Origin of the sequence: Leadbettera azotonutricia ZAS-9 (genome assembly GCF_000214355.1) — a bacterium.
In the GTDB taxonomy this organism is placed as follows: Bacteria; Spirochaetota; Spirochaetia; order Treponematales; family Breznakiellaceae; genus Leadbettera; species Leadbettera azotonutricia.
In genome coordinates this window covers 894,382-920,829 of the sequence record NC_015577.1, presented here as the reverse complement: position 1 = coordinate 920,829, position 26,448 = coordinate 894,382, and the positions used below count along the sequence as shown (strand labels likewise).

Genomic DNA, 26,448 nt, shown 5'->3' with positions numbered 1-26,448 from the left:
TTCATCCTAATACCTCGCCGTAAAGGAGAATGTAAAACTGCGCCCCGCCATGGGAGAGTATTGGCGGATCTCATAATAGGTATCAAAGATATTTTCGACACCTGCCGAAAGGCTGAAATATTTGCCAATGTCGGCATTTACTTTAAGATGCGCCAGGAAATAGGAATCAAGTTCGGATTTCCCTTCGGTATCCGCATAGCGGGAACCGATGTATTCTACTCGGGGAATAATTGAAAGCAGTTTGATCGGTTTATAAACTACATACCCATTAAGCGTAATTTCAGGATAATATGTTAGGGCTTCTATGCCATTCTGACTGTGATTGATTGTATAACGATTCCAGGAAAAAGCCAGGCCAGAGCTTAAAAAATCTTTCAAAGAGAGTTCCGGAGCCAATTCAAAACCCCAAAATGATGTTGAATCGAGGTTCCTGGAAAGATCCACGGACGCGCTTGAATAGTGGGGATTCGGCCATTCTACAGTTACAATTTTCCCGTCTACAATGCTGTAATACACAGCGGTATTCAGGGTGAAGGCTGAAATAAATTTTTCGCTGTTGTTGAAATTGAAATAGTATCCCAATTCAAAGTGATTGGCGATCTCGGGCCCCAGGTTGGGATTGGGCAGGCTTGTGCCGAACCGGGTTGAGTAACGCTGGGCCATATTTGGGAAATGATTCTTTCGTGCATAGGTAAACCGAAGTTCATGATTCCGGGAACCTTCTTCACTTTTGGGAAATTTATAAAAAACACCAGCTTGCCATGTATAGAGAAACATTTTTTGGGTTTTAACAATAAAGTAATCCGCATCCAGAAGCTTGTTGTATTCATTTTCATCATTCCAGTATTCATTGGGTATGAGGCTGTCCAATCCCAACCCCGCCTTTATGGTCAGAGGCTCCCATGGGTTTATCGAATATTCAGCGCCCAAAGACCAGGTATCTTCATTAACGTGCATTTCCTCGGTTAGCTCATTCTCATTCACCATGTCGCCGCGTAAACCGCGATGATCTTCTTTTTTATAAGTGGCCGCTCCCTGCAGCATATTCCAGCTGTTTATCTCCCATTTCCCAATAAGGCGGCCTCCCAGAGAATATTCATCATAATCCGAATGCGGGGCATGAATACCCAACTCGTAAGCCTTCCAGTGGTAATATTCATCAAGGCGGTTGTCGTATTTGTCAAAATAAAACAGGGCGTCAAATGAAAATGGACCAATACCAAAGGTACTGTTAAGAGAAACGCTGTACCGCTTCCACACCGGCCAGTGCCAAATAGAAAAATCTGAAGTTGTGACATCCGGAGGCGAATACCCCTTGTCCGCATCCTGGTATACATAAGTCAGCCAGATATCCATATCCGAAATGGGGGTCACACCTGCCATAAGGGTGAGCTTTATATCATCAGAATCAGACCAAAGCCTGTCTCCCTTTTCCTGGGGGTTCTTCGCTGTGGGCTCAAAACTGCCGGGAAGCCTAAAGTGATCCACATCCCGGTACTGAAACACCGCCTTGGCATAAAAGAAATCCAGTTTGGTTCCTATGCTTGCCACGCTGGTGGAATCGGCATAATGAAAGACACTATCGAAATCAAAACTGGTTTTAAGGGATGCTTCAAAAGGGTTTTTTGGTTTTGCGGTACGCAGAAGAACCGCTCCGCCCAGGGTATTTGCCCCCAGCAGTTCCGAACTGAACCCTTTCTTTATTTCGATGCTTTCCATATCCCCAGTAAGAAGCCGGGCGCTGTCTCCTTCGCCCCTGTAGGGGTTAGCCGCTATGATGCCATCCACAAAAACAGGCACACTATCAGAACCGAAGCCCCGTACTGAAAAATTAGAATCGTTGCGTCTGCCGCCTCCGGAGAGGATTACCCCCGGTACGGACTTGACCGCCTCCCAAAGATCATTTGCCCCTTCCCTGTCCATTTCTTCACGGGTAACCAATTCCGGAGTATCGCGATCAGCGGTCACCTCGGCCTCAGGGAGTCTGAAAACTTCGTCCCTTGCAAGGGGTTCCTCAACAGTATCTATCCCCTGGGCAAAACAAGGAATAAATGAAGAGAGAAAAAACACAAATACAAATAAGGCGCATCGAATCATAGGTCCGGAGAGATAAAAATATTTTTTTCGCAGTTTACTATTCTTCATTCACTACGTAGATCGCCGGTTCAAGGCTTTACCAGATCACCCGGAATCCAGGGCGGGGGCAGGGGAACACCACCTTCAATTTTGATACGACCATCAAGGTATGGTGTTATTGTTCCCTGATCATAGATATATTCCGCTACACCATGCCAGAAGGGAATGCTGAATGACTTTTCATCAGTTCCATCGGTATATAGCCCGGTGAAGTACTCTCCTGCGGCAAGATAATCGGTGGTACAGATACGATAGTCTTGACTATCATTAATGGGTACGCCATTAATCGTGAGGGTTCCCGGTTTGATAAACCCGTGATAATAAGGCTCGCTGATATCGGAACTTATTGCAGGGTCTCCCTCGGTAAATTCCGGAGCTTTATAATATTGAAGGGTATACCGTACTTCTTTTGATACGGTACCGAAGAAGCCGGTGTTGTGAGGGCCGCCCCTGCCGGTATGTACTACACCGGAAACATCACCAGGCTCAATAGTTGTTTCTTTGCCCGCCATGTCTTCAAAAAACAGTTTCAGCTTGTCTCCCTTCATGGTAAGCAGGAAGATTTTATCTGTCCGGGCATCCGGCTGGGTTATGCCCGCGACAGTCCCCACGGTAACAGTACCCCTGGGGAGTACATTGTCTATCAGGCCGCCGTTAATGAATACAAAGTCAATAGGCTCATTAAGTTTATTTCTGACATACCACGCCACGCCATCGGTAAAGAGATTTCCCAGGGCGGTCTCCTGCACACGGGTCAGGCGGTCGGTATTGGGCCTGCCATCGGGGAAAAAAACACTCGGAGGAAGATCGACTGCAAAGATATATTCTGCCGAGGCTGTTCCCAATGCAAATTTGAGGTTACTGAAATTAATGGGATCTTTTGCCTTGGGAGTGCCGCTTGCGGATTCACTTGCAGGTGATTCTCCCTGCAAATTTAATGAGGCAACCCATACATAGTAGGGCATATCATTGACAAGCCCGGTAATTTCGGCGCTTACCGCAGGGGCATTGGCCGGGATGGTTCCCGCAACCGGTGTTGCAGTAGAAAAATCGTTAGACGTATTGTAATACAATTTGTATGACGATATGCCTAAAACCTGATTCCAGGTAAGGGCAAGTTTGTTGTTTCCCGGTACAACGCTTGGTTTATCCGGCGTTTTGCCAGAGCCAGGGACGCTGACTGCGAGTTGGGGTATTCCGTCGCTTGTTGAATAAGCAGGGGAATTCCCTGCGGTATTAAGGGCCCTGACCCAAATTGCATAGTTTGTCGTGTTGGTTAATCCGAGTAGCACTATTCCCGGATTGGAAACCGTCTTCATGGTTTCAGCCGTGTCAGGCGGGGGTTCGACGCCTGTTCCATCGGCTTTGTAATACACCTCATAGGTAAAAGCGTGTGCTACTGTGGTCCAGGTAATTTCCAGCATTTCTTCGCCGGGAATAACGGTTAAGGATCCGGGCTTTTGAGGCGGCGGGATTGGTATTCCCACTTCAACAGGGGTAAAGTCCGAGTTCCCCAGGCCGGGATATATCGCCTTTACCCATACATAGTGAGAAATTTCGTTAACAAGACCGGTGATGGTGGATGTTACCAGCTGGGATGAGCCAGCATGGACATCATCCCATTTTATGGCAGATTCGGGGATAGCTGATGCGGAACTATAATACACCCCGTAATACGGAACGATGCCCTGTGCAGGGACGATCTTTGTCCACTGCAGGACAAGCGACTCGTTTCTTGCGGTGACCTGTATGGAACGGGGACCGGGAAGAAGATGGGTTATGTCATCGCCGCGGGTCTCGGAAGGGCAGCCCGGAAAGAACACGGCGCTGAAAACCAACGCCAGGGCAAACAAAGCCGTCCAAACAGTCGGACGAGTTCCGGTTACAAGGTGTATTTTCACAGTTTACTCGGGTATTGAATAAACTATACCACCACTACCAACCATTACAAATTTACCGGCGCCGTAGGCAATACCGTTAACACCTGTAAGGTTGGTCTGATCAATCTCTGTCCATGTGAATGCATCGGTTGAATATGAAGCCGGAACTGTTCCGCCACTTTCGTGTGCGATGATGTATACGCCCGCACCATAACCCACATGTATGTAATTACCGGTCCCAGTTACTTTTATATCATCGGTTTGTTTCCACGTAATTCCGTCTGACGAAGTAGCTGCAATTTGCGTACTGGGAATGGGATTCCCCCCGACAGCCATAAACAGTCCATTACCGAATACAACTTGATTTACGGCACCTTGATTACCGCTACTACCGGTGGCACCGCCAAATAATTTACCTCCCTCATTGTCCAGGGGTGTAGAATCAACCCACGTATCGCCATTGTCATTAGAATAACCAATTTTAGCATTCATGCCGGTTATGACAAATTTTCCGTTTCCATAGGCAACGCCATTAACCCAATTAATGACCCCTCCTGTCTCGGCGCTGCCTATACCGGTGGCTTTCTCTGTCCAGCTTGTAAAGTCAGTACTGATAAATACTTTGGATCCGTTAGAACCTACAACATAGGTACCATTGCCGTAAGCAGCACCCCCTGCAGCCTGCGCCAAAGGTGCTGCTGTAACATCGCTCCATGTTTTTCCATCAGTGGATTTGGCCCAATTACCAACATTAGTACGGCCCGCCGTTAAAAATCCATTATTAACAAAAAAAACAAAGTTTCTGGCCGCATCTACAAAATCGGCGTAATCTGTGTTCGCTTCTTTCCATGCTACCCCATCTTCTGACCAGAATATTTTTCCAGCAGTTTTGGTGGTGGCTACGAACACGCCGTTTCCATAAGCAACATTCTCAAAACCTTGGGTAACTCCGAACGGGAACGTCGCCGGTTTCCAGGTCACTGGTACCTTTGTGGGTCCAGGATCATCCCCATCCGTCGAACACCCACCAATTATCAATGCCGCTGCCAACACCAGGGCAAAACCAAAAACCCTCACAAAGCCCTTGTGGGCCTTTGAATCCATTCTAAAAACCATAATATCCTCCTTTAAAAGATATACTAAGGGCATAATATTGAACTGATCAGAAAGTGTCAAGCGGTATTGTACTGGTCCATTATGTTTATATTTGTTTTATATTGTTTTTTTATAAAACTACTAGAATTGTTTGTTTCTATTATGATATGTTAGTTTCAGTATGTGGGAACTCTATGATATATTGATAGAAGGAATTCCTCCTGAAGCCAGGGTGGATGAAGCTTTTGAAGGCCCTCACTGGACAATGGTACGTTCAGGTAAGGGCCTGGGGCTTGCCATGACCTTGGTAAAAAGCCCTGAAGACGAGACCAGACCGCGGATTTTGTCTCCGAATTTGGCAGGAATGGCCTTGCAGGAACTGGCCCAGGTTGCCAAATCGTGGAATTTTGGCGAAGCAAGCCTGGGTATAGCGGCAATCAATGCGTGGTACAACTCACCTGATCAGGATACAGTGAAAAAATGCCTTCAAAAACCTGATATGAACGCCTTTGATGCATGGAAAGAACGGGCGCGAGGTAAGAAAGTTACGGTAATTGGACATTTTCCCCATCTGGAAAGGACTTTAGCTCCCCTCTGTGAGCTTTCTATCCTTGAAAAACGGCCCCAAAAAGGGGATTACCCCGATTCAGCCTGTGAATTTCTCCTTCCCTATCAGGATTTTGTTTTTGCCACGGGCGTTACCCTTATCAACAAAACCCTTCTGCGGCTTCTGGAACTTTCGCGCCATTGCGGCCTGATACTTGTCGGGCCCAGTGTACCGTTGGCTCCTGTGCTCTTTGGTTTTGGCATACTGGATCTTCAGGGTTTTGCGGTAAGCGACCCGGAACTCTGTGCGGCGGTGGTAAGGGGCGAGAATAACACAGCCGGCATTTTTGACGCCGGAAAGCGGGTGGGCCTTGGAAAAGAATGAGGATGACGGCAAGGCCGCTGTAAAAGCCCGTGAATTTGATCAGATTGCCGAAGAAGTCTTTAAGCCCATTTATCCGGTAATTTCCGGCCGCCTTCTGGAACTGGCAGGTATACGCAAGGGTGTCTGCATCGATGTGGGCTGCGGGGGCGGGCATTTGGGACTGGCGGCTCTTGAAAAAGGTTTTGAAGGCTCCCTTATACTTCTGGATTCAAACCCCCATGCAATAGAGCTTGCGGAAAAAAGGATAGCAGGGAGGCCGCAGGTCAAAACTCTCTGCGCTGATGTTCACGCCATGCCTTTGGATTCCGCTTCGGCAGATTTGATACTCAGCCGGGGGGCTATGTGGTTTTGGGACAAGGAGAAAAGCCTGGCTGAAATTTGGCGCGTCCTTGCGCCGGACGGAGCGGCGGTACTAGGCGGAGGTTACGGATCGCTGGAACTTAAAACGCAGATTTACCGGGAGATGTCGGAGCGTAACGGCCTTGACTGGGGCGAACAGCGGCGCAAAAAAACCGAGGGGTTTTCTCCTGATGATTACGCCCTGGTTTTGGACGCTATGGGCATACAGAGTTATACGGTGATTCACGAGGCCAGCGGAGATTGGCTTGTCCTGAGGAGGCTGTCTTGAAACTGGTAACATTTGCAGGACCCCCTTCAGCAGGGAAGACCTCTGCGGCCATCAAAACTGCCGAATGTCTCATAGCCCAGGGCTTTTCCGTGGGGGCCGTGAAATTCGACTGCATCTCCACTGCCGATGACGAACAGTACCGCAGACGGAATATCCCGGTACTCACGGGCATTTCCGGCAGCCTCTGTCCGGATCATTATTTTATTACTAATATTGAAGACTGCCTTCAATGGGGAATTTCGCAGAAACTCGATTTTCTTTTTTCCGAGAGCGCAGGGCTCTGCAACCGCTGTTCACCTCACATACGGGGTATCAGATCCCTCTGCGTCATTGACTGCCTTTCGGGGGTTAACACACCTAAAAAGATCGGTCCCATGCTGCTCTACGCAGATATGGTGGTTATTACTAAAGGTGATATTGTTTCCCAGGCGGAGCGGGAAGTTTTTGCCTTCCGCGCCAGGAAGGCAAACAAAAACGCCCGCTTCCTTTTTGTAAACGGCCTTACCGGGGAGGGAGCTTTTGAACTTGCCCGGTTTGTCACTGATGCTCCGGAAACCACGAGCCTGGAACACGCTCAAATCCGTTTTCCCTTACCCCAGGCCCTCTGTTCATACTGTCTGGGCGAAACCCGCATAGGCCCGGATTACGAGACCAACAGTGTGCTGCACCAAAAAATTGCCATTCCCCAGGGACTTCCGGCAGAGGGTACGCATGCTTAGTATTACTGTCTATGGCGGCCATGACAAAGAAGGGCGCCCTGAAAATCTGAACCTGACTTTACATCCCGGGGATATCCTTTGTATTGTGGGTCCTACGGGCGCAGGGAAAAGCCGCTTTTTGGAAGACCTGAGCTGCCTTGCCCAAAAAGACACTCCTACAGGCAGGCAAATCCTGGTGGATCAAAAAGTTCCGGATACTGAAATGCGTTACTCCCTGGAAACCCGTATGACGGCCCAGCTTTCACAAAACATGAACTTTGTGATGGATCTTTCGGTTAGGGAATTTATTTTAATGCACGGAGAATGCCGCGCCGGCAGTGATAATAATCCGGAAGTACTGGTGGATCGTATAGTTGCTTCCGCCAATACCCTTACCGGAGAAGCCCTGTCTGCGGACACTCCCCTAACCCAGCTTTCAGGGGGCCAGAGCCGTTCCCTGATGATAGCCGATACTGCCCTTTTAAGCCCCTCCCCGGTGGTGCTTATCGACGAGCTTGAAAACGCCGGTGTTGACCGGCAGAAAAGCCTGGATCTTCTGGTAGCAGAAGATAAAATAGTAATACTATCAACTCATGATCCGGTTCTGGCGCTTCTGGGGGAGAAGCGCCTTTGCATACGCAACGGCGCGGTTCAGGCCGTTATAGAAACCTCTGCGGCAGAACGAGCGAACGCGGTTTTACTATCTGAGCTTAACGGAAAATTTTTAACCCTCCGTGAAAAACTCAGGGAAGGGAAAACCCTCGATTTTGATATGAACGAATATCTATATTATAAAGGAAAGTAATATGAAAAAGTACACAGTTTTCGAAATGATCCCCGACTCCAAACGGGAAGATTTGGATTTTTTGGGCTATGTTCATTGTCCCATCAAGGATCGGTTTTCAAAAGCCTGGCAGGACTATGAGGAGCAGTACAATAAAAGCTGCGGGAATGAAAACAAAGCTCCAATTCGGGGCGTGGTACCCATGGGGGGCTGCGGTGTGGATGTTTATTACAATATTTCTACCGTGGAGTCAAAAGAAAAATTCCCCCTGGCGGTAAGCGATTCTGGATATGGGGAATTTTTCCAGGGAGATCTGCTCAAAAACCCGGAAAAACGCACATGGTTTGCCGGGCGGCCCCAGGCTGCTCCGGCAAATTCGCTTTTCAGAGATCTGACGCTTCAAGACCCCCGTTCCCTCTTTCATATTTTCGGCGCTTTGCCTTATGCACTCCTGGTGAACCATCAGCGGCTGAAGGGCCGGCCTGTTCCCCGCTGCATCCGCGACCTCACCAAATCCGAATATGCCGGAAGTGTGGGAACGGGTTTTAAATGGGAAGATATTTCAGAATTACTGCTTATGGAAATCCACAAGGAGCAGGGGGAAGCGGGCATACGCGCTCTGGCCCGCAATATAGGCTTTGTGGGCAGGGCCCCGGAAATGGCGGCCAATGCAGTGGGGAACCGGGACGGCTGCTGCGTCTACTTTATCTCCTGGTTTTTCGCCCATGCGGTTCCCAAGCGTGACTACCTCGAACTCATCTGGCCTGAAGACGGAGCCGTCCTTAACCCCATGTACGCCCTTTTCAGAAAGGGGGACGATGAAAAGCAAAACGCCTGTGCAGACTTTCTCTTTGGCAAAGATCTGGGCCGAACCATGGCAGAAGGCTGGTTCGCTCATGTGAACCCCGAAGTCCACCACGATCTGCCCGAGGGGGCAAAACTGCGCTGGGTAGGCTGGGACTACCTGTATGAAAAAGATATCGCCCAAAGGGTCAATGAATTGGAAACTGTTTTTTACGATGAACGGCCCATTTTTAATTGTAATTCTCTTTTTAAAAAGGTATAATTTTTTATGGTATCTACCTTATTAACCGCGGAGGATGTGGCCCATCAGCTGCGAATTAAAAAATTAACGGTTTATGGACTTATCAAGCGGGGAGAGTTGTCTTCCTCCAGAGTGGGGAAACAGGTGCGGGTTTCCCAAGCGGATATAAATTCCTACCTGGAGGCAAGCAAAACAGGCCCCGGGACAAAGTCTGCTCCGGCAGAACTTCCTGCTGAACGCGGTACATCTATCATTATTTCGGGTCAGGATGCCTGTATCGATCTCATGATGTCCAAAATAGCCGGAACCGGGGAAGCTGTCCTCCGTTCCTACATGGGTTGTTACAACAGTCTTTTTGCCCTCTACAACGGCAGGATCACCATGGCGGCCTCTCACCTCTGGGATGCGGAAACCGATACCTATAACTATCCTTATATGCACCGTCTGCTTCCGGGATTACGGGTAGGCGTACTGCGCCTTGCAGGGCGTATGCAGGGATTCTATGTAAAGGAAAACAACCCCCTCAATATAAAAGACTGGCAGGATCTTGCCAGACCCGGGATCACCATGATCAACCGCGAAAAAGGCTGCGGCACCCGGATACTGCTGGATCAGAAACTGGCAGGGCTGGATATAGACACTTCGGATATACAGGGCTATACCCGGGAGTCGAGTTCCCACCTGGCCTGCGCCGGTATCGTTGCAAAGGGCGGGGCGGATCTGGGCTGCGGCTGTGCCAGAGGCGCCGAAAGCATAAAGGACATTAACTTTATCCCCCTGCAGCTTGAATGGTACGATTTTGTATTCCGTCTTTCAGATAAAAATACTTCCGCAGTGAGAAGTATTTCGAGCTATGTCGGTTCACCGGAGTTTAAACAGGATCTTGAAATTCTCGGCGGCTACGATATTTCACAGACAGGCAGATACGAAGAATTTTAATCTGGATCTTCAATATATTTCCACTTCTATTATTGTATATCGGGGATCTTATCCAGATAAAAGCAAGTATTTATAACTGAATGGTTTTTCAGAATAAATACACTGATGTCCCAAAAGGACTGAATTTTTCAGCAGGGTTAGGGCAATAAGCAGATTGATGTAGGACTCATCCGAAGCCAAAGCTTCGGTTTTAGTTTGCACAGGCGGGACTGCGGCGGTATATTCAGCACGGCTCTTCAAAAATCCGTATTTTTCAAGAATGAGGGAATTGTGCGGGCAAAGATGGATAACCAATCCCGGCGTTTTGTTTGTAATTTCTTTCAATAATTTTACAAGATAAGAAGCGGCAAATTCGCGGTAATGCTTTTCCCCTAAAATTTCAGGATTGGCGTAAGGGTCGGCCAGGGAGAGAATTTTAACTCCCTTTGCTGCAGCCTTGAGAATATATGAAACAAGGCCGGTATTGATTCTTTCGAGGGCTGCATGAACCTGAACTTTGTTTTTTGCAAGCCAGCGGTAGAATAAATGCGGAGAAATCAGGGAGGCCAGAATCGAATAAGGGCCATTGACTTTTAGCAAAATTATTTTTTCAGGGGGAGCCTTTTCAATCATTTCAAGAAGATGAATAACAGGAGGCTGCTCGTCCATGAGAGGAAGATTTAAAAGATCATCAGGATCGGAAAAAAGATATTGTAAAGTTTCAAAACCTCCGGCGGTCTTTTCTGTCGTGGCGCCCAATGCCAGGGCTTCGGTAACAAAATTATAAGGAAATGCGTCGATGCCGGAGTGCGTATCAAGATCGGTTGGGTTTCTGCTGCCCGTAATATGACCCGAACAATAGGCGTTTAAATCAAAAATGTTTTTTTCTACAGGTATATCAATGCGCATAATAATCAAAAACTCAAGTGTTTAATGAAATTCTTTTCAAAATTTTCATCATTGGCTAGTTCAACTACATCTATCTCCTTTACCAGCTCAGTCATTTGGGAACGAAAGGTGGTATTCAGCAGGAAAGCCGTTGCTCCTGACATGGAAGTATTACCTACAAAGGCAGTTTTACCGGCAAATGCAGCAGGCAGGAGGCCGATGTTGAGAAGGCTTGCCTCGTTAAGGTGATAACCAAAGGAACCGGCTATTTCCAGTGAGTCAATATCAGCTGCGTTCATATTAAAATGAGTAAGAAGCATTTCTATGCCGCATCTTATGGCGCCTTTTGCAAGTTGAATTTGGCGTATATCTTTTTGACTCAGGTATATATCATCAGTAACAAAGAATGCATTTTTACCCTCATGGGGACGTATCCGGCTTATCAGGGGAGTAGCGTTATTTTCATTTCCAGGATTGATAAAACGGCCGTTTTTGCCGATGAGACCTGTTCTTACCAGTTCCCCTGCTATGTCCAGGAGGCCGCTTCCGCATATACCGGTGATGGGCGTTTCCCCTCCCCAAGGCGGGTTATATCCAATGACTCCAAAAGAAAAGACACCGTCGGCAATACTGAAAGATTCAATAGCGCCCTGACTGGCCCTCATACCGCAGCTGATATTCATTCCCTCGAATGCGGGTCCTGCCGCAGTTGATGAAGCTGCCAGCCTCCCATCTTTGGCCAATACCATTTCGCCATTAGTGCCAATGTCAATAAAAACCGTGGTTCCCTTTTTCTTATTCAGGGCAGAAGCCAAAATTCCCGAGGTGATATCTGCTCCTACATAAGCAGAGATAATGGGAGGGAGCCAAATAATGCCGAAGGGGGAAATATGAAGATCCTTAGCGGACAGGTGCTCGGCTCCAAAAAGATTTGGGGTATAGGGAAACTGCCCCAGAGAATAAGGATCTGTATTAGTGGCAATGTGCAACATGGTTGTATTGCCCGAATAGACAAGCTCGTAAATATGTTCTCTCTTTAGACCGGCTTTTTTTGTGAGGGCGAGGATCATGGTTACAAGAACTTCTATAAAAGAATTGTAAAGAACCGCGAGGCCGTCATCTTTGGAAGCAAAGTGAATACGGCCCAATACATCCTGGGCATAGGCTGCCTGGGGGTTCAGAGTTGATTCTGAAGCCAGGGTTTTACCATTGCTTAAATCAACCAGGGCCGTTACTAATGTTGTTGTACCAATATCGATGGCAAGGCCGTATATAAAAGACGAAGTATCCCCATCTTCAATTCCCAAAAGCTTTCCTCCGCCATAAACTTCAGTTTTACTGCCGGATACTCTTTTAGTTATAAAGGGCTGAATATCATAATCAAAATTGCTGCCCTCTGATAATATCTGAAGGCTTTTGTTTTCATCGTTGTAATCCTTAACGATGACTTCCATATCTTCGCGGACATGATGCTGGCAGGCCAGTACTACCCCGCCGGAAGTCCCCACCTTGCATTTGCCGCAGGAACCAATTCCGTTGCAGGGAGATTCTATGGTTACACCCGCAAGACGCGCGGCCTCAAGGATTGTTTTCTCATTTTCGATATCAACGGTTTTCCCCTGGTATACGAAATTTATCTGCGGCATTTTATGCCCTTGCCGTGGATTTTATGGTTTCGGTAAAGGTGCGGATATTTTCGAGAGGAGTAGAGGTGGAAAGGCCGCAGGCCGGAGCGATAATATCAATATTCTTTCTTAACAGGGCTGCAGCTCCGGCGCCTATGGTTTTAGGCACTCCCGATTCAAGGAGATAGGTACTCAGGTTTCCCATGGTGGTGAGATCCTGTTTTTCATTTTTTAATTCCTCAAGGTTTACCATGGCATCCACGCTGAGAGAATCGCCTTTTAGATTATAGAGATGCTGCTTCACAACACGGACATCTCCGCAGATATGCACGATAACCGGGAGGCCCATTCCATGAATGGATTCGATTAACAGATTTATATAGTGAAGGGCGTATTCCTCAAAAAACTTGGGCCCCAATATTTCTCCGGTTGCCGTAGGGTCTGCGATAGATATGGCCGCAGCCCCGTTATCAGCAATCAATTTAGCCCAGACGATTAGTTCCCCGGTAACATAAGCAAGCAGCCGATGGGCGCCGTCCTTATTCTGCCGCAGTTCCTTAAAAAAAGTCATAGGATCTACCAGAGACGCCGCAGTACTGACAGGGCCGGTAAGGCTGCCTATCACCGGGATATCGGGATATTTTTTCGAAAGATTGTTCACTGCGCTTATTACTGCTGCGGCGCGGCTGTTTTTTTCTATTGAATTAGACGGCGAGAAGATCACATCTTTCACGGACGGAAAGGCTTCTTGCTTTATCTTGGGTTCACATTTAAGAGAACCATAATCCACCGCGCTGCCCAGGGCTTCGCTCTCTATGGTCATGCAGAAAGGTATGCCGATATTTTCAAAGCCTGTTTGTTCATATACATCATAGGCGAGATCCCCCATCAAAGCGCCTTCATGGTGGGCTTCCGGAAGGGCATGGCCGGTTTTCGTCATCACGTCCACAATGGCGGCGTTCATCATACCCCCGGGACAAATTACAGGGGGACGGTCTGTTCCCTGCTTGTTTAGTTTCCGCAGCAGCCTTTCCCTGGGGGAAAACACATCTGCCATTATTTTACCAAACCTTGGTTTGCGCTCACCAGGCTTTGAGCCAGGCGTACTGCTTCGGTAGCGTTTTTCCCATAACCGTCGGCGCCTATGCGATCGGCAAAGGCTTTGGAAATGGGGCCGCCTCCGACAGCCACCTTGAATTGATTGCGTACTCCCTGCTTCTCAAGGATCTTTACTACGTCCGCCATGGCGTCCATGGTGGTAGTCATTAATGAAGAAAGAAGTATTAAATCTGCATTGTATTCTATGGCCTTATCCACAAAAGTCTGAGGCGGTACATCACGGCCCAAATCCAGTATATCAAAGCCCGAGGACTCAAGCATAATCTTGACGAGATTCTTGCCTATGTCGTGGGTGTCTCCCTCAATGACACCAATCACGCCGCGATGGCGGATAGCGGTTTCACCCTGCTTCAGATGGGGCTTGAGGATTGCGATACCGGCATTCATCGCATCGGAACAGATGATGAGTTCGGGCACAAAATATTCCTCTTCTTCGAAGAGTTTTCCTGCCCGTTCCATGCCTTTGGCCAGCCCTTTGTCGATTGCGTCATAAGCTTCAACTTTTTCTTCCACTGCCTGATTGGAAAGTTTCACCGCCTCTGCTTCGTCCATGTCCACTACGGCGTCTGCCAATTTGACATATAATTCTTCTGCACTCATTTTTTTATTCCTTTAGCGCGCGGCTACCGCAGCGCTGAGCAGATCTTCGGCCAGGGTGAGGCCGCCGGAAAATCCCGTATAGCCCCGGTTCAGCACTGCACGGTTTGCAACAGGAAAACTCACTGAAAGGTGCGGAGCCCCAAGTTTTAATGCCAAATCCCGTTCAAGGGAACTGCCGATGACAAAGGCCGGCGTCAGGCTGTCCACATAGAGGTCGGTTTCACGCCGGGGGTAAATATCGAGAAGGTAACGGCCGGTTTCAGAGGCATTGGTATCGAATACTGCCAGGGGATTTATTCCCCCGGGCCCGGAAAGTTTTGCCGCCAGATTTTTTTGCTGATCTTCGTTCAGGATTTCGGTAAACTGGGTAAGGACGGGAATCCAGCCCAGATCATCGAAAAGGAAGCGGGTAACTGCCACAGCGTAATTTACATCCGCTACTATTACTGCATAGCGTTGAAGGTCTGCGTCAAAATAAAGATCAGTCAATGGTTCGAGGTAACGGTAGAATTTGCGGTTTTCATTTTCGATAATCCTTTCCACGTCAATATCAAGCTGCAGGGCTGACGCAGTTTGGCGCAGAAGATTGGCGCTTGCCGTAGGACCCACAGGAAGGGAAGATACAATATAGGGGACTCCGAAACGGTCCTTATAGGCTTGAGCCGCTTCAATGCCGTATAAATCGGAAACTACAATATTGAGTTCCGCTTCGCCTGATTTTTTTAAGCCATCAAGGGAGTCTTCATCGGTAAAAAAAGTATTCACTTTCAGCCCCAGAAGTTCCAGGGTTTTACGGACCCCTTCCAGATTGCCCCGCCAAAAACTGTCCATATAGGGCACAATGCCAAAAATATTCACCAGGCCCTTAGCTTTTTTTATTGGTTTCTGCACATATTGATTTGCAATTGCGCTTAGTACAATATCATACCCGTAATAGGAATTGCCTTTAAAACCACCGGTACGGGCAAAAACCAGTCCTGCATCGATCTCTTTTTCTTCTATTTCCGAATTGATTTCGGAAACCACTGCCTGCACATCGTCGCCTATCATTTCCGTAACGCAGCTTGTAATGACCACAAAAAGACGGCCGTCCATTACTTCAAGGGTATTGCGGATTTCCTGGGTGAGTCTGTTTGATCCGCCGAAAATTACTTCTTTTTCGCCTATATTGGAGCTGGGTACGGCGAGGCCTCCGCAATATCCCCCTACCTGCAAACCGGAGCCGCCGTTTTGTCCCCAGGCTATGCTTCCCGCGCAGCCACCGGCCGCATGGAGCACCGGAATTGTTTCGGGCAAGGCTTCCAGAGTAGAAAGGGCGCCGCCGAAAGAACAGAAATAGCGGGGCCGCTCAATATAGTTGTGATCAGCAGTATAATTTTGTACTTTTGTTTCGGTAGTTATAGCAGCCATTATTCGCCCCCTTTGATATACTTGAAGGGATCTTCTTTATACCATGTTTCACGGTACGGAAGCCTTACATATTTGCTTAATTTCTGCGCAAATGCTGGATTTGAAAGCTGCCGGTACAAGCGGCGGGCGATTTCGTAAGCCCCACGGTATCCGATATAAGAAAGACCTGTATTGTAAATTACATGAGAAGGAATGCCCAGTTTGGCTGCAGTGGAATTGCCATTCCAATGTCCCAGAAACAAATCAGGTTTTATTTTTTTAAGAAGGTTGGCTTCCTCAAAGGGCTGGCAATTAGCCACATTAAAGGGGAAATCACCGGCAATTTTATGTAGTTTTTCATATTCTTCCAAAGCAAATTCGTCATGATGGAAGGAACGTATTGCGGCGATTTCAAACCCCATTTCCACAAGCAGATTTGCCGTGGCCAAAGCGCGGAATTCCCCGGCATTGACAAAAACTTTCTTACCTTTAAAAAATTCACGGTACTTTGCAAGACCCGCGTTTAGTTTAGCGTTCTCATTTTCTATAAGTTTTTCTGTGGCGTCTTCCTTATGGAAAAACTTTCCTACATCACGGAGCCATTCATTTGTATTTTCAATGCCAATGGGCATGTGCTTGAGAATATAGGGTATGTTGTATTCCTTTTCAAAATATTTAAGGAAATAATCATCGTGAGTGGGGCAGGTGCTGACGCTCAGGGCTGCATATTTGATGCGGTACATTTTTTCGGGTTCTGCAAACACCGGGAACACATTTACCTGATAGCCGAGACAGCCAAGAAGGCGGGTAAGTTCATCTTCATCTACTTTCCCCATGCTCGATACATTGAAAAGATTTACCGTGTATTTCCTGAGCTGTTCAACCTTAAAGGCATCCAGATCATCTTCTACAATTTTTTTCTGATAAGCCGGATTCTCCAGTGTCTTTCCCGCCAGACCATGGTAAACAGCGTCATAGGCGGTAGCCCATATTTTTGTTTTAAATCCCTCGCAGTGAACAGGAATTACCCGGGCCTGAACCAGGGACTGCACATTATCAATTATCCCGTCTACATCATCGCCGGTAATTCCCGGTACGCAGCTTGCAACAACCGTAATTGTCTTGGGCCGGTAGACCCTGTCCGCTTCGATAATAGCACGCCTTAGTTTTCCTTCGCCGCCGCCAATGACATCAGCTTCGTTCATGGCGGTTGAAAGCCAAATACCGTCCTTAATGGCGCCGAAACGCGCGGCGTTACCCGAGCGGGTATTGGCATTTTGGGAATGGGAACAAACCCCACAGCCTACGGCCCCATGGAGGAGGTTTACATTATCCGGCAGGCTGTTAAGCATGGCTATCCCGGGCAACATGAGGCAGATGTTCCCCTGGGAAAATTCCCGCTCTCCGTCATTAAGGCAGCCGCAGCCAAGCTCTTGCCGCAGGCTACAGAGAGTACCCCCAAAAGTGATACACGATTTGAGGCGGTCTTCCCGTTTGGGAGCTACCTTGGTTGGTAAATTACTCATTATTTCCTCCAAATATATGTGACTTGCCGGTTTGGGTCATGGCTTTTATGTTTGTGGCGGGTGTAGCAGGCGGAATATCGCAGCCGGGCATGAGAAGATAGCCCAATCCTTCACCGGCAGCGGCTATACATTCTTCGCAAGCCTTGACTACCCCTTCGGGTGATTCACGCTGCATAACGGCAACAGGATTCATGTTACCGGCAAAGGCGATTTTACCATCAAAGGTGTCCCTGCATTTTTTTAAACTCACCTTATAATCCACTGAAATTAGCTCCGCGCCGATGTCAGCCAGAAGATCCAGGCGGTTTTCAATATTTCCACAGATATGAAGGGCGGTTCTCACTCTTTTTTTACGAAGTTCTGTAAAGACCTTTTTAAAAGCCGGTACGGCAAAGGTTTCAAAGTGCTTCCTCGAAATCATATCCCCTGAAGTAGTAGGTTCAGCCAAAAGAAAAAAATCCACTCCATTATCAATATAGAGCTGGGCATATTTAAGGTACAGATCAGCGGTAAAATCCAGAATATGCCGGACCGAATCTGGATTGCGGTAAATATCCCGCATCAGGTTTTCGGCACCATACAAAAGCCCTGCCAGAGTAAATGGGCCCCAGCGTGTCAAAGCTACATAATTTTCGCCTTTTACTTTTTCTGCCAAAAGTTTGGTTACTTTCAACAAAGTTTGTACCCTTTCATCATTTTTTATGACATCTGTATTGATGGTGTCAACGTCTGAAGGTTTTTTGACAAGGATTTCGATAACATCAGGGGTTCCCTTGGTACGGAATTTTATTTTACCCCCTATGGCCCCGATAACAATATTGTTATACCCGGACATTGCCCAGACAATATCGGAACCAACCTCGTTGTAAGCACGGTACAAAATATCAGCTGTTTCCTCAACCGGTGCAGCCAGGGCGCGCTCTAGACTTAGACCATTACTGTTCAACGCCCAAGCCCCTGCGGACATCAAGGTCGCAGGCTGGCGGGGAGTCGGTTTGAGTTCCAGTAAATTCTGGATTATTTCTTTTGAATTCATCAATTCCTCCTTAATTCTTCCATCGCAATAAAAAACTTTGGAGCTTGTTAAAAAAGAATACGATCACAGTAACCACGATGCCGATTACTAAAACCCCCACAATAATCCGGGTATAATCTCCCAGGTCGGAAAAATTCTTAACATAATAGCCAAGCCCGCTGCGGGCGCCTATCATTTCTGCTGACGTAAGCAATATAAAAGATACGCTCAAACCCTGATTGCACCCGATAAAAATCTGGGGCAGGCTTGCAGGCAGTATTATTTGAAAAAGCATGGATGCTTTATGCACGTTCAAGGATTTTGCTGAATCAATTATTTGCCGCTCCACATTGAGGACGCCGCTCATGGTACCTGCCAGGGCGGGCCAGAAAGAAGCGAGAAATATCACCATCACCGAAACAGAACGGAAAGTGGGGAGCAACGCAATACCATAGGGTATGTAAACCACAGGCGGTATGGAACCCAGAAATTTTGAAATATAGGTGGCTGCGTTTCCTGTTCTGATACTCCACCCCATAAAAAGACCCAAAGGTATGGCAATAACCAGGGCCAGAAAATAACCCTGAATAACAATACCGAGGGATGTCCTTATATTTACAAAGATTGCGCCTCTGTCACGCAGGGCCTGTTCGAAGACAGCTCCCGGGGGCGGAAAAAACGATGCTTTTAGTATATTGAATTTTGCAGTACCCAAAGTCCACAAAATGAGAAATACATAGACAAAACTTACAATATCAATAATGAGATTCAAAGACTTTTCTTTTTTGGTGAAAAGAGAAACCGCCAGAATTAAAATTTCCAGTAAAGATGCGAAAATGATACTGTAATATGCAAAAGATTCTTTGCTTATTTTATCCGGGAATAATTGAATCAGGAGGAAAACAATAAACAGTCCATGGCATATCCGCAGGAAACGCTTTTTTATGCTTATAGTTTTTTCGGTCATATATTACTCCCGAAATCTTTATAAAAAAGGGTGAGGAGTTCATTGCGGAGCTTCGTATATTCTTCTGTCTGTACCAGGGACGAACGGCTGCGGGGACGGGGAAAATGAACCTCCAGCTCTTTGAAAATTCTTCCCGGACTGTTGGCAAACATGATGATTCTGTCGGATAAAAGAATAGCCTCATCAATATCGTGAGTTATAAATACCACGGTCTTCCGTTCCCGGGGAGGCTGAGAAACATTTTCGCCAATGGGAAATATAGTATCGTCACTATTTCCTTCCCAAAGTTTAAGCAAAAGCTCCTGAAGCAATGTACGGTTTTTTGCATCAACTGCACCGAAAGGTTCGTCCATAAGAAGTATTTCCGTATCCATTGCCAAGGCTCGGGCAATCGCAACCCGTTGCTTCATTCCGCCCGAAAGCTGGGCAGGAAATTTATCTTTAAAATTTTCAAGTCCTACTTTTTCAAGAAAGCTGTTTGCCCGGCTGACTATTTCTTTACCGGATAATTTGGTTGCGGCATGCTTTATGCCAAAAACAACATTGTTCCTGGCTGTCATCCAGGGGAAAAGAGAATAATGCTGAAAAACCATACTGCGGTTTTTACCGGGACCGGCAACAGGAATACCATCAATGGCAACCCTTCCGCTACTTGGCGCTATAAGTCCCCCCAAAACATTAAGGAGGGTACTTTTACCACAGCCCGAGGATCCTATAATGCTGATAAATTCTCCCGCCTGTACCGTGAAGGATATACCGGTCAGAGCAGTAAACCGTTTATTTCCCTCATTATAGCTGACACTCAAATTATCAACCTCGATCTTGTTCATCATGTTTTCTTTGAATTAAAGGAACAGCCGCAATGTGGAGGAAAGGAGAGCATTGCGGCCGCTCCAAAAGATTCACTTTTTAAGTGCTACTATTGATACTGATTGAAATGAGTAACCAGTTCGGAATAAATCCTGTCGTTGGGATTCGCCTTCACCAGTTCATCCAAAGCCGCCTTGTAGATAGCGGTGTTATAAAGAAGGTCAATATCATAATCATTGGTATAACCAAAGTTCACCACCCCTTCCTTGAGAGCCACCGTTGCATGCTTGTCAGGGTCAGGCTTGGAAATACTGTGGCCGCCGTAAACTTCATATTCCACCAGGTCGCGGGCAAGGGGGATATATTTGTTCACATCATCGACGGTCTTGGAATGATTTTCCTGGGAGAATTTATAGGCCTTGAGGAAAGCCCGTTCCGCGGCCTGAAACAAAGCAGGGTTCGCCTTGAGGGCTGCAGTAGAGGCCACCTGGCGGCAGCAGGGCTGATCATGGAATTCGGTCTTTTCATTGCAATAATAAACCACTGTATACCCTTCGCTTTTTGCGCGGGAGGCATAAGGCGAATACACGGAGACTGCATCAATTTCCTTGCTCTGAAGGGCATTATAGGCTTCGGTCTGATTATTGAAATAAACAACATTAACATCTTTGCCTATGGTAAAGTTGTTGTTTTTAAGCAGTACCAAAAGCTCATAATCCTGAACGCTGTTTTTAACCGAAGCTATATTCCGGCCCTTGAAAACGCTGACATCCCCTTCCTTAAAACCTGCCGGAACCAATTCAGATTTGATCACATACCCGTGACCATTGGTCATGGCCCCGCCAAAGATGGTGAGATCATGCCCTGTGGCCTGGAAGGTAATAGCCGGCACAGAACCGATAAAGGCCACATCCAGTTTGTTGGACTCCAGCCCTGCCGCAAGCTCCGCCGCGCTGGAAAACTGGGTCAACTCCGCCGCCAGACCTTCTTCCTTAAAGTAGCCTTCCTCCTGGGCCACAAAGGCCAAAAGATGGGCGGTAGAGTTCAGATGCCCGAGCCTGAATGGGATCAGCTCCGAGGGCGCCTTGGGTTGGCTTTGAGATTCGCTTTTTCCGCCTGCCATAAGAAGGGGGGCAAGAACAGCCAATGCGAACAGAACGCATAAAATACGCTTTTTCATACACATCTCCTATTAAATTGATAGAATATATATAATATTATACCTATCATTTTAATAGGAATTTAGCTTAAGTAAAAAGTTTTGTCAAGGGAAATGTAAAAAAAATAGAAAAATAATGAAAAATCACATAAGATCTGTTCCATAATTGCTCTAGCGGCCAGTTAATCCCTTCCCTATAAGAGCCTATCCCGAAGGGATTGACCAATTCCTAGTTTTTCCATAGACTTACATATATATAGAACAGGAGATAAAAGAATATGCCAAAAATAGCGAATTCACTGACCGAATTGATAGGGAATACACCCCTTCTTGAAGTAGGGCGTTTCAGCGAAGGCCTGGGGCTTAAGGCCCGGCTCGTGGTGAAGCTTGAATACTTTAACCCTGCCGGCAGTGTCAAAGACCGGATTGCCCTTGCCATGATAGAGGACGCAGAGAAAAAGGGGCTTCTTAAAAAAGGAACAGTGATAATCGAACCCACCAGCGGCAATACCGGGGTAGGCCTTGCTTTTGTCGCTGCCTCAAAGGGCTATCGGCTCATCCTCACCATGCCGGACTCCATGAGCGTGGAAAGGCGGAAACTTCTGGCTGCTCTGAACGCCGAATTGGTTCTTACCCCCGGAAAGGACGGCATGAAGGGGGCTATCAGAAAGGCGGAGGAACTTAACGCCCAGATTCCCGATTCCTTTATTCCCCAGCAGTTCAACAATCCGGCGAACCCCGAAATACACCGGCGGACTACTGCGGAGGAGATCTGGCGGGATACTGACGGGACAGTTGCCGCATTCGTGGGCGGAGTCGGTACCGGCGGGACAGTTACCGGTGTAGGGGAAGCCCTGAAGGAGAAAAACCCCGGCGTATATATCGCTGCGGTGGAACCTTTCGATTCACCGGTACTTTCCGGTTCAGCGCCGGGACCCCATAAAATTCAGGGCATTGGCGCGGGTTTTGTTCCTCAAGTGCTGAATACTTCCATATATAACGAGATTTACAAGGTCCGTTCCGAAGAAGCTTTCAGCGCCGCCCAGCGGCTGGCGGCCAAAGAAGGGCTTCTGGTAGGCATTTCTTCAGGCGCTGCGGCCTTTGCGGCGGTTCAGTTGGCCCGGCGTGAGGAATTCGAAAACAAACTGGTGGTCGCGCTGCTTCCGGATACAGGAGAACGTTACCTGTCCACCCAGCTTTTCGATCCCCTGGAACGCCCGAGTTTGTAAGGTAAGACTAAATATCAAGTGCATCAATACTATTAAAAGGATTAACAATGGCAATTAAAGCAAAGCAAATCGCGATTTATGGCAAGGGCGGCATAGGAAAGTCCACCACCACATCAAATCTGAGCGCAGCCCTGTCCAAACTGGGTTACAAGGTGATGCAGTTTGGCTGCGATCCTAAAAGCGATTCTACCAACACCCTGCGGGATGGAACCTATATCCCCACGGTATTGGACACCTTGAGGGAAAAAAATCAGGTAAATGCCCACGATGTTATTTTTAAGGGATTCAACGGCATCTACTGCGTGGAAGCGGGAGGGCCTTCGCCGGGTGTCGGCTGTGCGGGACGGGGTATCATCACTGCGGTTGAACTTTTTAAGCAGCAGCGTATCTTCGAAGAACTTGATCTGGATTATGTGATCTACGATGTACTTGGAGATGTCGTATGCGGCGGTTTTGCCGTACCCATCCGTGAAGGAATCGCAGAGCATGTATTTACCGTTTCGTCCGCCGACTTCATGGCCCTCTATGCCGCCAATAATCTTTTTAAAGGTATACAAAAATATTCCAATTCGGGAGGGGCATTGCTCGGCGGGGTAATAGCCAATTCCATAAACCAGCCTTATTCAAAAGAAATCATAGATGATTTTGTGGAGGTTACCAAAACCCAGGTAGTCGAATACATACCACGATCCGTCACCGTAACCCAATGCGAACTTCAGGGAAAAACAACGATAGAAGCAGCCCCCGATTCAGCTCAGGCAAAAGTGTACACAAGCCTTGCCGAAAAGATCTCAAACCACACTAACTCAAAAACCCCGGCGCCCCTGGGAGTGCAGGAGCTTCGGGATTGGGCAAGCAAATGGGGTAAATATTTACTGGCATTGCAAACCGGCGAAATCCGGAATGAATTAGCGCCAAATATTTAAGAGAGAGGATAAAATATGCCCTGTGGTCAAATACCGGTACTAGGAGAACAATTTTCCCATGTTGCCAACCAGCATCCCTGTTTCTCAGGGGAAGCCAATATGAACCATGGGAGGATTCATCTTCCGGTTAGTCCTGTCTGCAATATCCAGTGCCGCTTCTGCAAACGGACTTTCAACAAAACCGAACAGCGTCCCGGGGTAACCGCCAAGATCCTCAAAAGCGAAACGGCGGTAAGCCTCGTGGAGAGGGCATTGGAACTATACCCTGAAATTACCGTTGCCGGGATCGCCGGCCCCGGTGATACCCTCGCAAGTCCCCATGCCCTTGAAACATTTACGCTTATACACCAAAAGCTCCCAAACCTTATCAATTGTTTGAGTACTAATGGCCTCCTTCTTGAACGCTACGCTGATGATATTGCTGCGGCCGGTGTACAAACCCTTACCGTAACCGTAAACGCCGTTGATCCTGTTATTTTGGATAAAATATGTTCCCGCGTCATCCTGGACGGAGTTGTGCATGAGGGTGTCGAAGGCGCCGCCATTCTCATCGGGGCCCAAAAACAGGGCATACGGAAGGCGGCGGACCTGGGGCTGTTAATCAAAATCAACATAGTATTGATTCCGACAATCAACGGCAGTCATATCGGCGAAATTGCGCGAACAGTGAAGGATCTGGGGGCGGGAATTGTTAACATCATCCCCCTTATACCCCAGCATGAATTTGCTGATTTTTCTCCACCCGACTGCTTTGAACTTGCCCTTGCCAGAGAAGAAGCGGAAAAATCACTTCCCGTATTCCGGCACTGCCAGCACTGCCGTGCCGACGCCTGCGGCATACCTGGCAAGGGGGATATGACAATCGCGGATCTTCTGCCTGAGGAATTGCAGACCGCAGAATATAAAAAGATGGAGCAGACTTTCTCGCACGGTTAGCGCAATGTATGCGTCTTTGGTCCTTCCGAAAAACTGAATGTTTCCACTTCTTCTGTATCAATGTAAAATATTTTAAAGGTTGGGTTATCAGGTGTTTTGTAAATACCTTTAATTCCGGGATTTTCATCCAAGACCCGTGTTTTGAGTTTTATATCCTCAACAAAAATCACTTTGCCGTTGATTGACACCACAGAACTAAAATCCTTGGGATATGTGCAGAAAGATACCTGCGGATTGACTTGCAGTTGGGCATACACTGGCTTTTCACTGCTCGTGCCGAAATACACTTTTTTCCCATCGGCAAATAGGAATTGGAATATCCGGGTTTTTACCTTCATACCCTCCTGTGTTGCTAAAACCCCATTTGGATTTGCTTTTAAAATAGAGAGCCGATTTCAAAATCAAGCCAAACAAGGCTTAAAGTAGTGTAGATATTTTTGCGCCGCCAAACATAGTACGGCAATCATCAAGACAAAAGTAACCTTGCGATTGCCTTTGACATATATTTTCCCCGGTATCAAATTGTCTTTTAAATGCGAATAGGCCCGTTCGACTGTCGTGCGAATTTTATACCGTTCCTGTTTCGCCGGATCAAGGGGTGCGCAGATTTTATCATTTCTGGAATTGGGATCGATAACGGGAACCCGGCGGTGACGGCGTATAAATTGTTTAATGTCTTTTGCGTCATAGGCCGCATCCATTACAGAATATAAATGTCTGACTTTCCCCATGGTCATTTTCTCCAGCAGTATCGCCGCCTGGCTGTCATGGACATTTGCCCCGCTTACAAAGGCGCTTACCGGAAACCCTGTGTCGGTAACATCAAGATGCAATTTGTATCCTTTCCAATAACTCACCTTGCCCTGACTGTTTTTCTTGCAGCCCCAGGCGCATTCCTGGTTTAATTCCCTCGTGATTTCAGAAATATCCTTTTTGGCCTGTTGCGCAAGAACGGTTGGTTCTTTTATCGTTTTTGGAGCGTCTTTGGGCCTTCTTCCCCGCTTTTTAAGCGCTTTTGGGACTGTTCCCTTGGTTTTCTCCTTCGGACTTTCCCGGGATTCTATCGCGGTTGAATCCCGGCAGATATGGATAACCGGTAAATCTTTGTATGCCTGTCTTACTAATTCATCCAATATATCATTCAGTACATCCGCCTTACTGATATCGTTAAGACGCCGTGAAAATGTTGTCCTGCTGGGGACTTTTTTAAATCCGCAGAGCTGGCGTAGATTGGGGTCTGACCGTAATGTTTCCACAAGCGCCTTCATGTTCGGTATGCCAAAATGGTTCACCGCAAAAAAGGCCCGGAAGAAATTCATATAATCATACGCCTTCCTTCCGACACCCCGGTAGGTATGAATCAGGCGAGGAGAGCAGCTTTCTATGACTTGCAGTATTAAGATAAAATTCCTGTGTTCGCCGCCTAAATGTTCCTCGAAAAACTGCTGTAATTCATGGAACCCTTCAAAAAGACCTTGTTTCCCGCCGATGATTTGTGTTATGCTCTTCATATGAGGACTCTCCCTTTGATATTTTGGTGGTTCAAATTATCTTAGCGGGTTGTCCTCATTTTTTCAATCTATTTTGATTTTGAAATCGGCTCTAGATTCAAAATCAAACATACAATTCTCCTTGTTAATTTTTTTAAGCCTTGATATTTTTAGGCTCTAGCATTATGATATAAGTGCTTATTTCAATAGTCAACAAAAATATGGGTAAAGAGGCGGTATCTTTGGAGTAACTATTGGAAAAAAGGCAGTTACTTTTGGGTAACCATTGGGAGAATAAAAATGTTAAAACGATATACACTACCCCCATGTCCTGTGGAAACGACTTTAATGCTCGTAGGCGACCGTTGGAAAATGCTCATTGTCCGTGATTTGCTAACTGGCACAAAACGTTTTGGGGTTCTTAAAAAATCCCTTACAGGAATATCTCAAAAAGTGTTGACAGATCATCTTCGCATTATGGAGGAAAATGGTTTAATTCACAGGGAAGTATATGCGGAAGTCCCGCCGAGGGTTGAGTATTCTTTAACAGACTTAGGTCTTAGTTTAAAACCTATCCACGATGCTATGTGGAAATGGGGTGAAGAATATAAGAAAAAATTGGCCAATGAAGAAAATTAATTAACAACCCCGGGG

The 26,448-nt window shown here is 47.1% G+C and carries 25 protein-coding genes; 10 read left to right on the top strand and 15 right to left on the bottom strand.

The window, feature by feature from the left end; translation table 11 throughout:
* Positions 1 to 6: 6 nt before the first annotated feature.
* The 3 genes from TREAZ_RS04075 to TREAZ_RS04065 form a co-directional block, all read right to left on the bottom strand.
* Positions 7 to 2,097: a TonB-dependent receptor gene (locus TREAZ_RS04075; RefSeq protein WP_043923280.1), complete on the bottom strand. Its 2,091-nt coding sequence runs from the start codon at positions 2,095 to 2,097 to the stop codon at positions 7 to 9.
* 68 nt (positions 2,098 to 2,165) lie between these two features.
* Complete coding sequence (locus TREAZ_RS04070; protein ID WP_148257678.1) at positions 2,166 to 4,037, bottom strand: 5'-nucleotidase C-terminal domain-containing protein; 1,872 nt, start codon at positions 4,035 to 4,037, stop codon at positions 2,166 to 2,168.
* A gap of 3 nt (positions 4,038 to 4,040) precedes the next feature.
* Positions 4,041 to 5,192 carry a hypothetical protein gene (locus tag TREAZ_RS04065; protein ID WP_148257675.1) on the bottom strand — a complete coding sequence of 384 codons (1,152 nt, stop codon included), beginning with the start codon at positions 5,190 to 5,192 and terminating at the stop codon, positions 4,041 to 4,043.
* A 100-nt stretch (positions 5,193 to 5,292) separates the two neighbouring features.
* Here TREAZ_RS04065 and TREAZ_RS04060 point away from each other — a divergent pair, with 100 nt between their 5' ends.
* Genes TREAZ_RS04060 through TREAZ_RS04035 form a run of 6 tightly spaced genes read left to right on the top strand, consistent with a single transcriptional unit; the run spans position 5,293 to position 10,136 of the window.
* The gene (locus tag TREAZ_RS04060; protein WP_015710544.1) at positions 5,293 to 6,042 is read left to right on the top strand and encodes a Rossmann-like domain-containing protein; all 750 of its coding nucleotides are present in this window, start codon (positions 5,293 to 5,295) and stop codon (positions 6,040 to 6,042) included.
* Positions 6,029 to 6,670, top strand: a complete 642-nt coding sequence (locus TREAZ_RS04055) for a class I SAM-dependent methyltransferase (RefSeq protein ID WP_015710543.1) — start codon at positions 6,029 to 6,031, stop codon at positions 6,668 to 6,670. The genes TREAZ_RS04060 and TREAZ_RS04055 overlap by 14 nt, the downstream gene beginning before the upstream one ends.
* Entirely contained in the window at positions 6,667 to 7,389 is a 723-nt protein-coding gene (locus tag TREAZ_RS04050) for a GTP-binding protein (RefSeq protein WP_015710542.1), read from the top strand. The genes TREAZ_RS04055 and TREAZ_RS04050 overlap by 4 nt, the downstream gene beginning before the upstream one ends.
* Positions 7,382 to 8,173, top strand: coding sequence for an ATP-binding cassette domain-containing protein (locus TREAZ_RS04045; RefSeq protein WP_015710541.1), 792 nt, complete (start codon positions 7,382 to 7,384; stop codon positions 8,171 to 8,173). Before TREAZ_RS04050 ends, TREAZ_RS04045 begins: the two co-directional genes overlap by 8 nt.
* Position 8,174: 1 nt before the next feature.
* A complete protein-coding gene (locus TREAZ_RS04040; RefSeq protein WP_015710540.1) occupies positions 8,175 to 9,218 on the top strand; it encodes an ABC transporter substrate-binding protein in 1,044 nt (347 codons plus the stop codon).
* Between the two features lie 6 nt (positions 9,219 to 9,224).
* Complete coding sequence (locus tag TREAZ_RS04035) at positions 9,225 to 10,136, top strand: helix-turn-helix transcriptional regulator (protein WP_015710539.1); 912 nt, start codon at positions 9,225 to 9,227, stop codon at positions 10,134 to 10,136.
* Between the two features lie 48 nt (positions 10,137 to 10,184).
* Here the strand turns inward: TREAZ_RS04035 and TREAZ_RS04030 are convergent, their stop codons facing one another.
* The 10 genes from TREAZ_RS04030 to TREAZ_RS03985 form a co-directional block, all read right to left on the bottom strand.
* A complete protein-coding gene (locus TREAZ_RS04030) occupies positions 10,185 to 11,024 on the bottom strand; it encodes a uroporphyrinogen decarboxylase family protein (protein ID WP_015710538.1) in 840 nt (279 codons plus the stop codon).
* Positions 11,025 to 11,029: 5 nt separating this feature from the next.
* On the bottom strand, positions 11,030 to 12,649 hold the full coding sequence (locus TREAZ_RS04025; RefSeq protein WP_015710537.1) for an ASKHA domain-containing protein: 1,620 nt from the start codon (positions 12,647 to 12,649) through the stop codon (positions 11,030 to 11,032).
* Between the two features lies 1 nt (position 12,650).
* Positions 12,651 to 13,685, bottom strand: coding sequence for a methylcobamide--CoM methyltransferase (locus tag TREAZ_RS04020; RefSeq protein WP_015710536.1), 1,035 nt, complete (start codon positions 13,683 to 13,685; stop codon positions 12,651 to 12,653).
* Complete coding sequence (locus TREAZ_RS04015; protein WP_015710535.1) at positions 13,685 to 14,347, bottom strand: corrinoid protein; 663 nt, start codon at positions 14,345 to 14,347, stop codon at positions 13,685 to 13,687. The genes TREAZ_RS04020 and TREAZ_RS04015 overlap by 1 nt, the downstream gene beginning before the upstream one ends.
* Positions 14,348 to 14,359: 12 nt before the next feature.
* Entirely contained in the window at positions 14,360 to 15,757 is a 1,398-nt protein-coding gene (locus TREAZ_RS04010; protein ID WP_015710534.1) for a nitrogenase component 1, read from the bottom strand.
* Complete coding sequence (locus TREAZ_RS04005) at positions 15,757 to 17,262, bottom strand: nitrogenase component 1 (protein ID WP_015710533.1); 1,506 nt, start codon at positions 17,260 to 17,262, stop codon at positions 15,757 to 15,759. The genes TREAZ_RS04010 and TREAZ_RS04005 overlap by 1 nt, the downstream gene beginning before the upstream one ends.
* Positions 17,255 to 18,298 carry a uroporphyrinogen decarboxylase family protein gene (locus TREAZ_RS04000; RefSeq protein WP_015710532.1) on the bottom strand — a complete coding sequence of 348 codons (1,044 nt, stop codon included), beginning with the start codon at positions 18,296 to 18,298 and terminating at the stop codon, positions 17,255 to 17,257. The genes TREAZ_RS04005 and TREAZ_RS04000 overlap by 8 nt, the downstream gene beginning before the upstream one ends.
* A 10-nt stretch (positions 18,299 to 18,308) precedes the next feature.
* On the bottom strand, positions 18,309 to 19,244 hold the full coding sequence (locus tag TREAZ_RS03995) for an ABC transporter permease (RefSeq protein WP_015710531.1): 936 nt from the start codon (positions 19,242 to 19,244) through the stop codon (positions 18,309 to 18,311).
* Positions 19,241 to 20,077: an ABC transporter ATP-binding protein gene (locus TREAZ_RS03990; RefSeq protein ID WP_015710530.1), complete on the bottom strand. Its 837-nt coding sequence runs from the start codon at positions 20,075 to 20,077 to the stop codon at positions 19,241 to 19,243. The genes TREAZ_RS03995 and TREAZ_RS03990 overlap by 4 nt, the downstream gene beginning before the upstream one ends.
* Positions 20,078 to 20,163: 86 nt before the next feature.
* Entirely contained in the window at positions 20,164 to 21,234 is a 1,071-nt protein-coding gene (locus TREAZ_RS03985) for an ABC transporter substrate-binding protein (RefSeq protein ID WP_015710529.1), read from the bottom strand.
* Between the two features lie 257 nt (positions 21,235 to 21,491).
* Between TREAZ_RS03985 and cysK the strand changes: the two genes are divergently transcribed.
* The 3 genes from cysK to TREAZ_RS03970 all read left to right on the top strand — a co-directional run bounded on the left by cysK (position 21,492) and on the right by TREAZ_RS03970 (position 24,304).
* Positions 21,492 to 22,442 (top strand): cysteine synthase A, encoded by a 951-nt coding sequence (gene cysK / locus TREAZ_RS03980; protein WP_015710527.1) that lies wholly within the window; start codon positions 21,492 to 21,494, stop codon positions 22,440 to 22,442.
* 26 nt (positions 22,443 to 22,468) lie between these two features.
* A complete protein-coding gene (nifH, locus tag TREAZ_RS03975) occupies positions 22,469 to 23,368 on the top strand; it encodes a nitrogenase iron protein (protein WP_425357475.1) in 900 nt (299 codons plus the stop codon).
* A gap of 99 nt (positions 23,369 to 23,467) precedes the next feature.
* A complete protein-coding gene (locus TREAZ_RS03970) occupies positions 23,468 to 24,304 on the top strand; it encodes a radical SAM protein (RefSeq protein ID WP_245535089.1) in 837 nt (278 codons plus the stop codon).
* Here the strand turns inward: TREAZ_RS03970 and TREAZ_RS03965 are convergent.
* Positions 24,301 to 24,687: a pyridoxamine 5'-phosphate oxidase family protein gene (locus tag TREAZ_RS03965; RefSeq protein ID WP_043922818.1), complete on the bottom strand. Its 387-nt coding sequence runs from the start codon at positions 24,685 to 24,687 to the stop codon at positions 24,301 to 24,303. The genes TREAZ_RS03970 and TREAZ_RS03965 overlap by 4 nt on opposite strands.
* Before the next feature lie 18 nt (positions 24,688 to 24,705).
* Entirely contained in the window at positions 24,706 to 25,815 is a 1,110-nt protein-coding gene (locus TREAZ_RS03960; RefSeq protein ID WP_015710523.1) for a transposase, read from the bottom strand.
* Between the two features lie 312 nt (positions 25,816 to 26,127).
* On the opposite strand from TREAZ_RS03960, the gene TREAZ_RS03955 reads away from it, so the two are divergent.
* Positions 26,128 to 26,433, top strand: coding sequence for a winged helix-turn-helix transcriptional regulator (locus tag TREAZ_RS03955; RefSeq protein WP_245535088.1), 306 nt, complete (start codon positions 26,128 to 26,130; stop codon positions 26,431 to 26,433).
* Positions 26,434 to 26,448 lie beyond the last annotated feature (15 nt).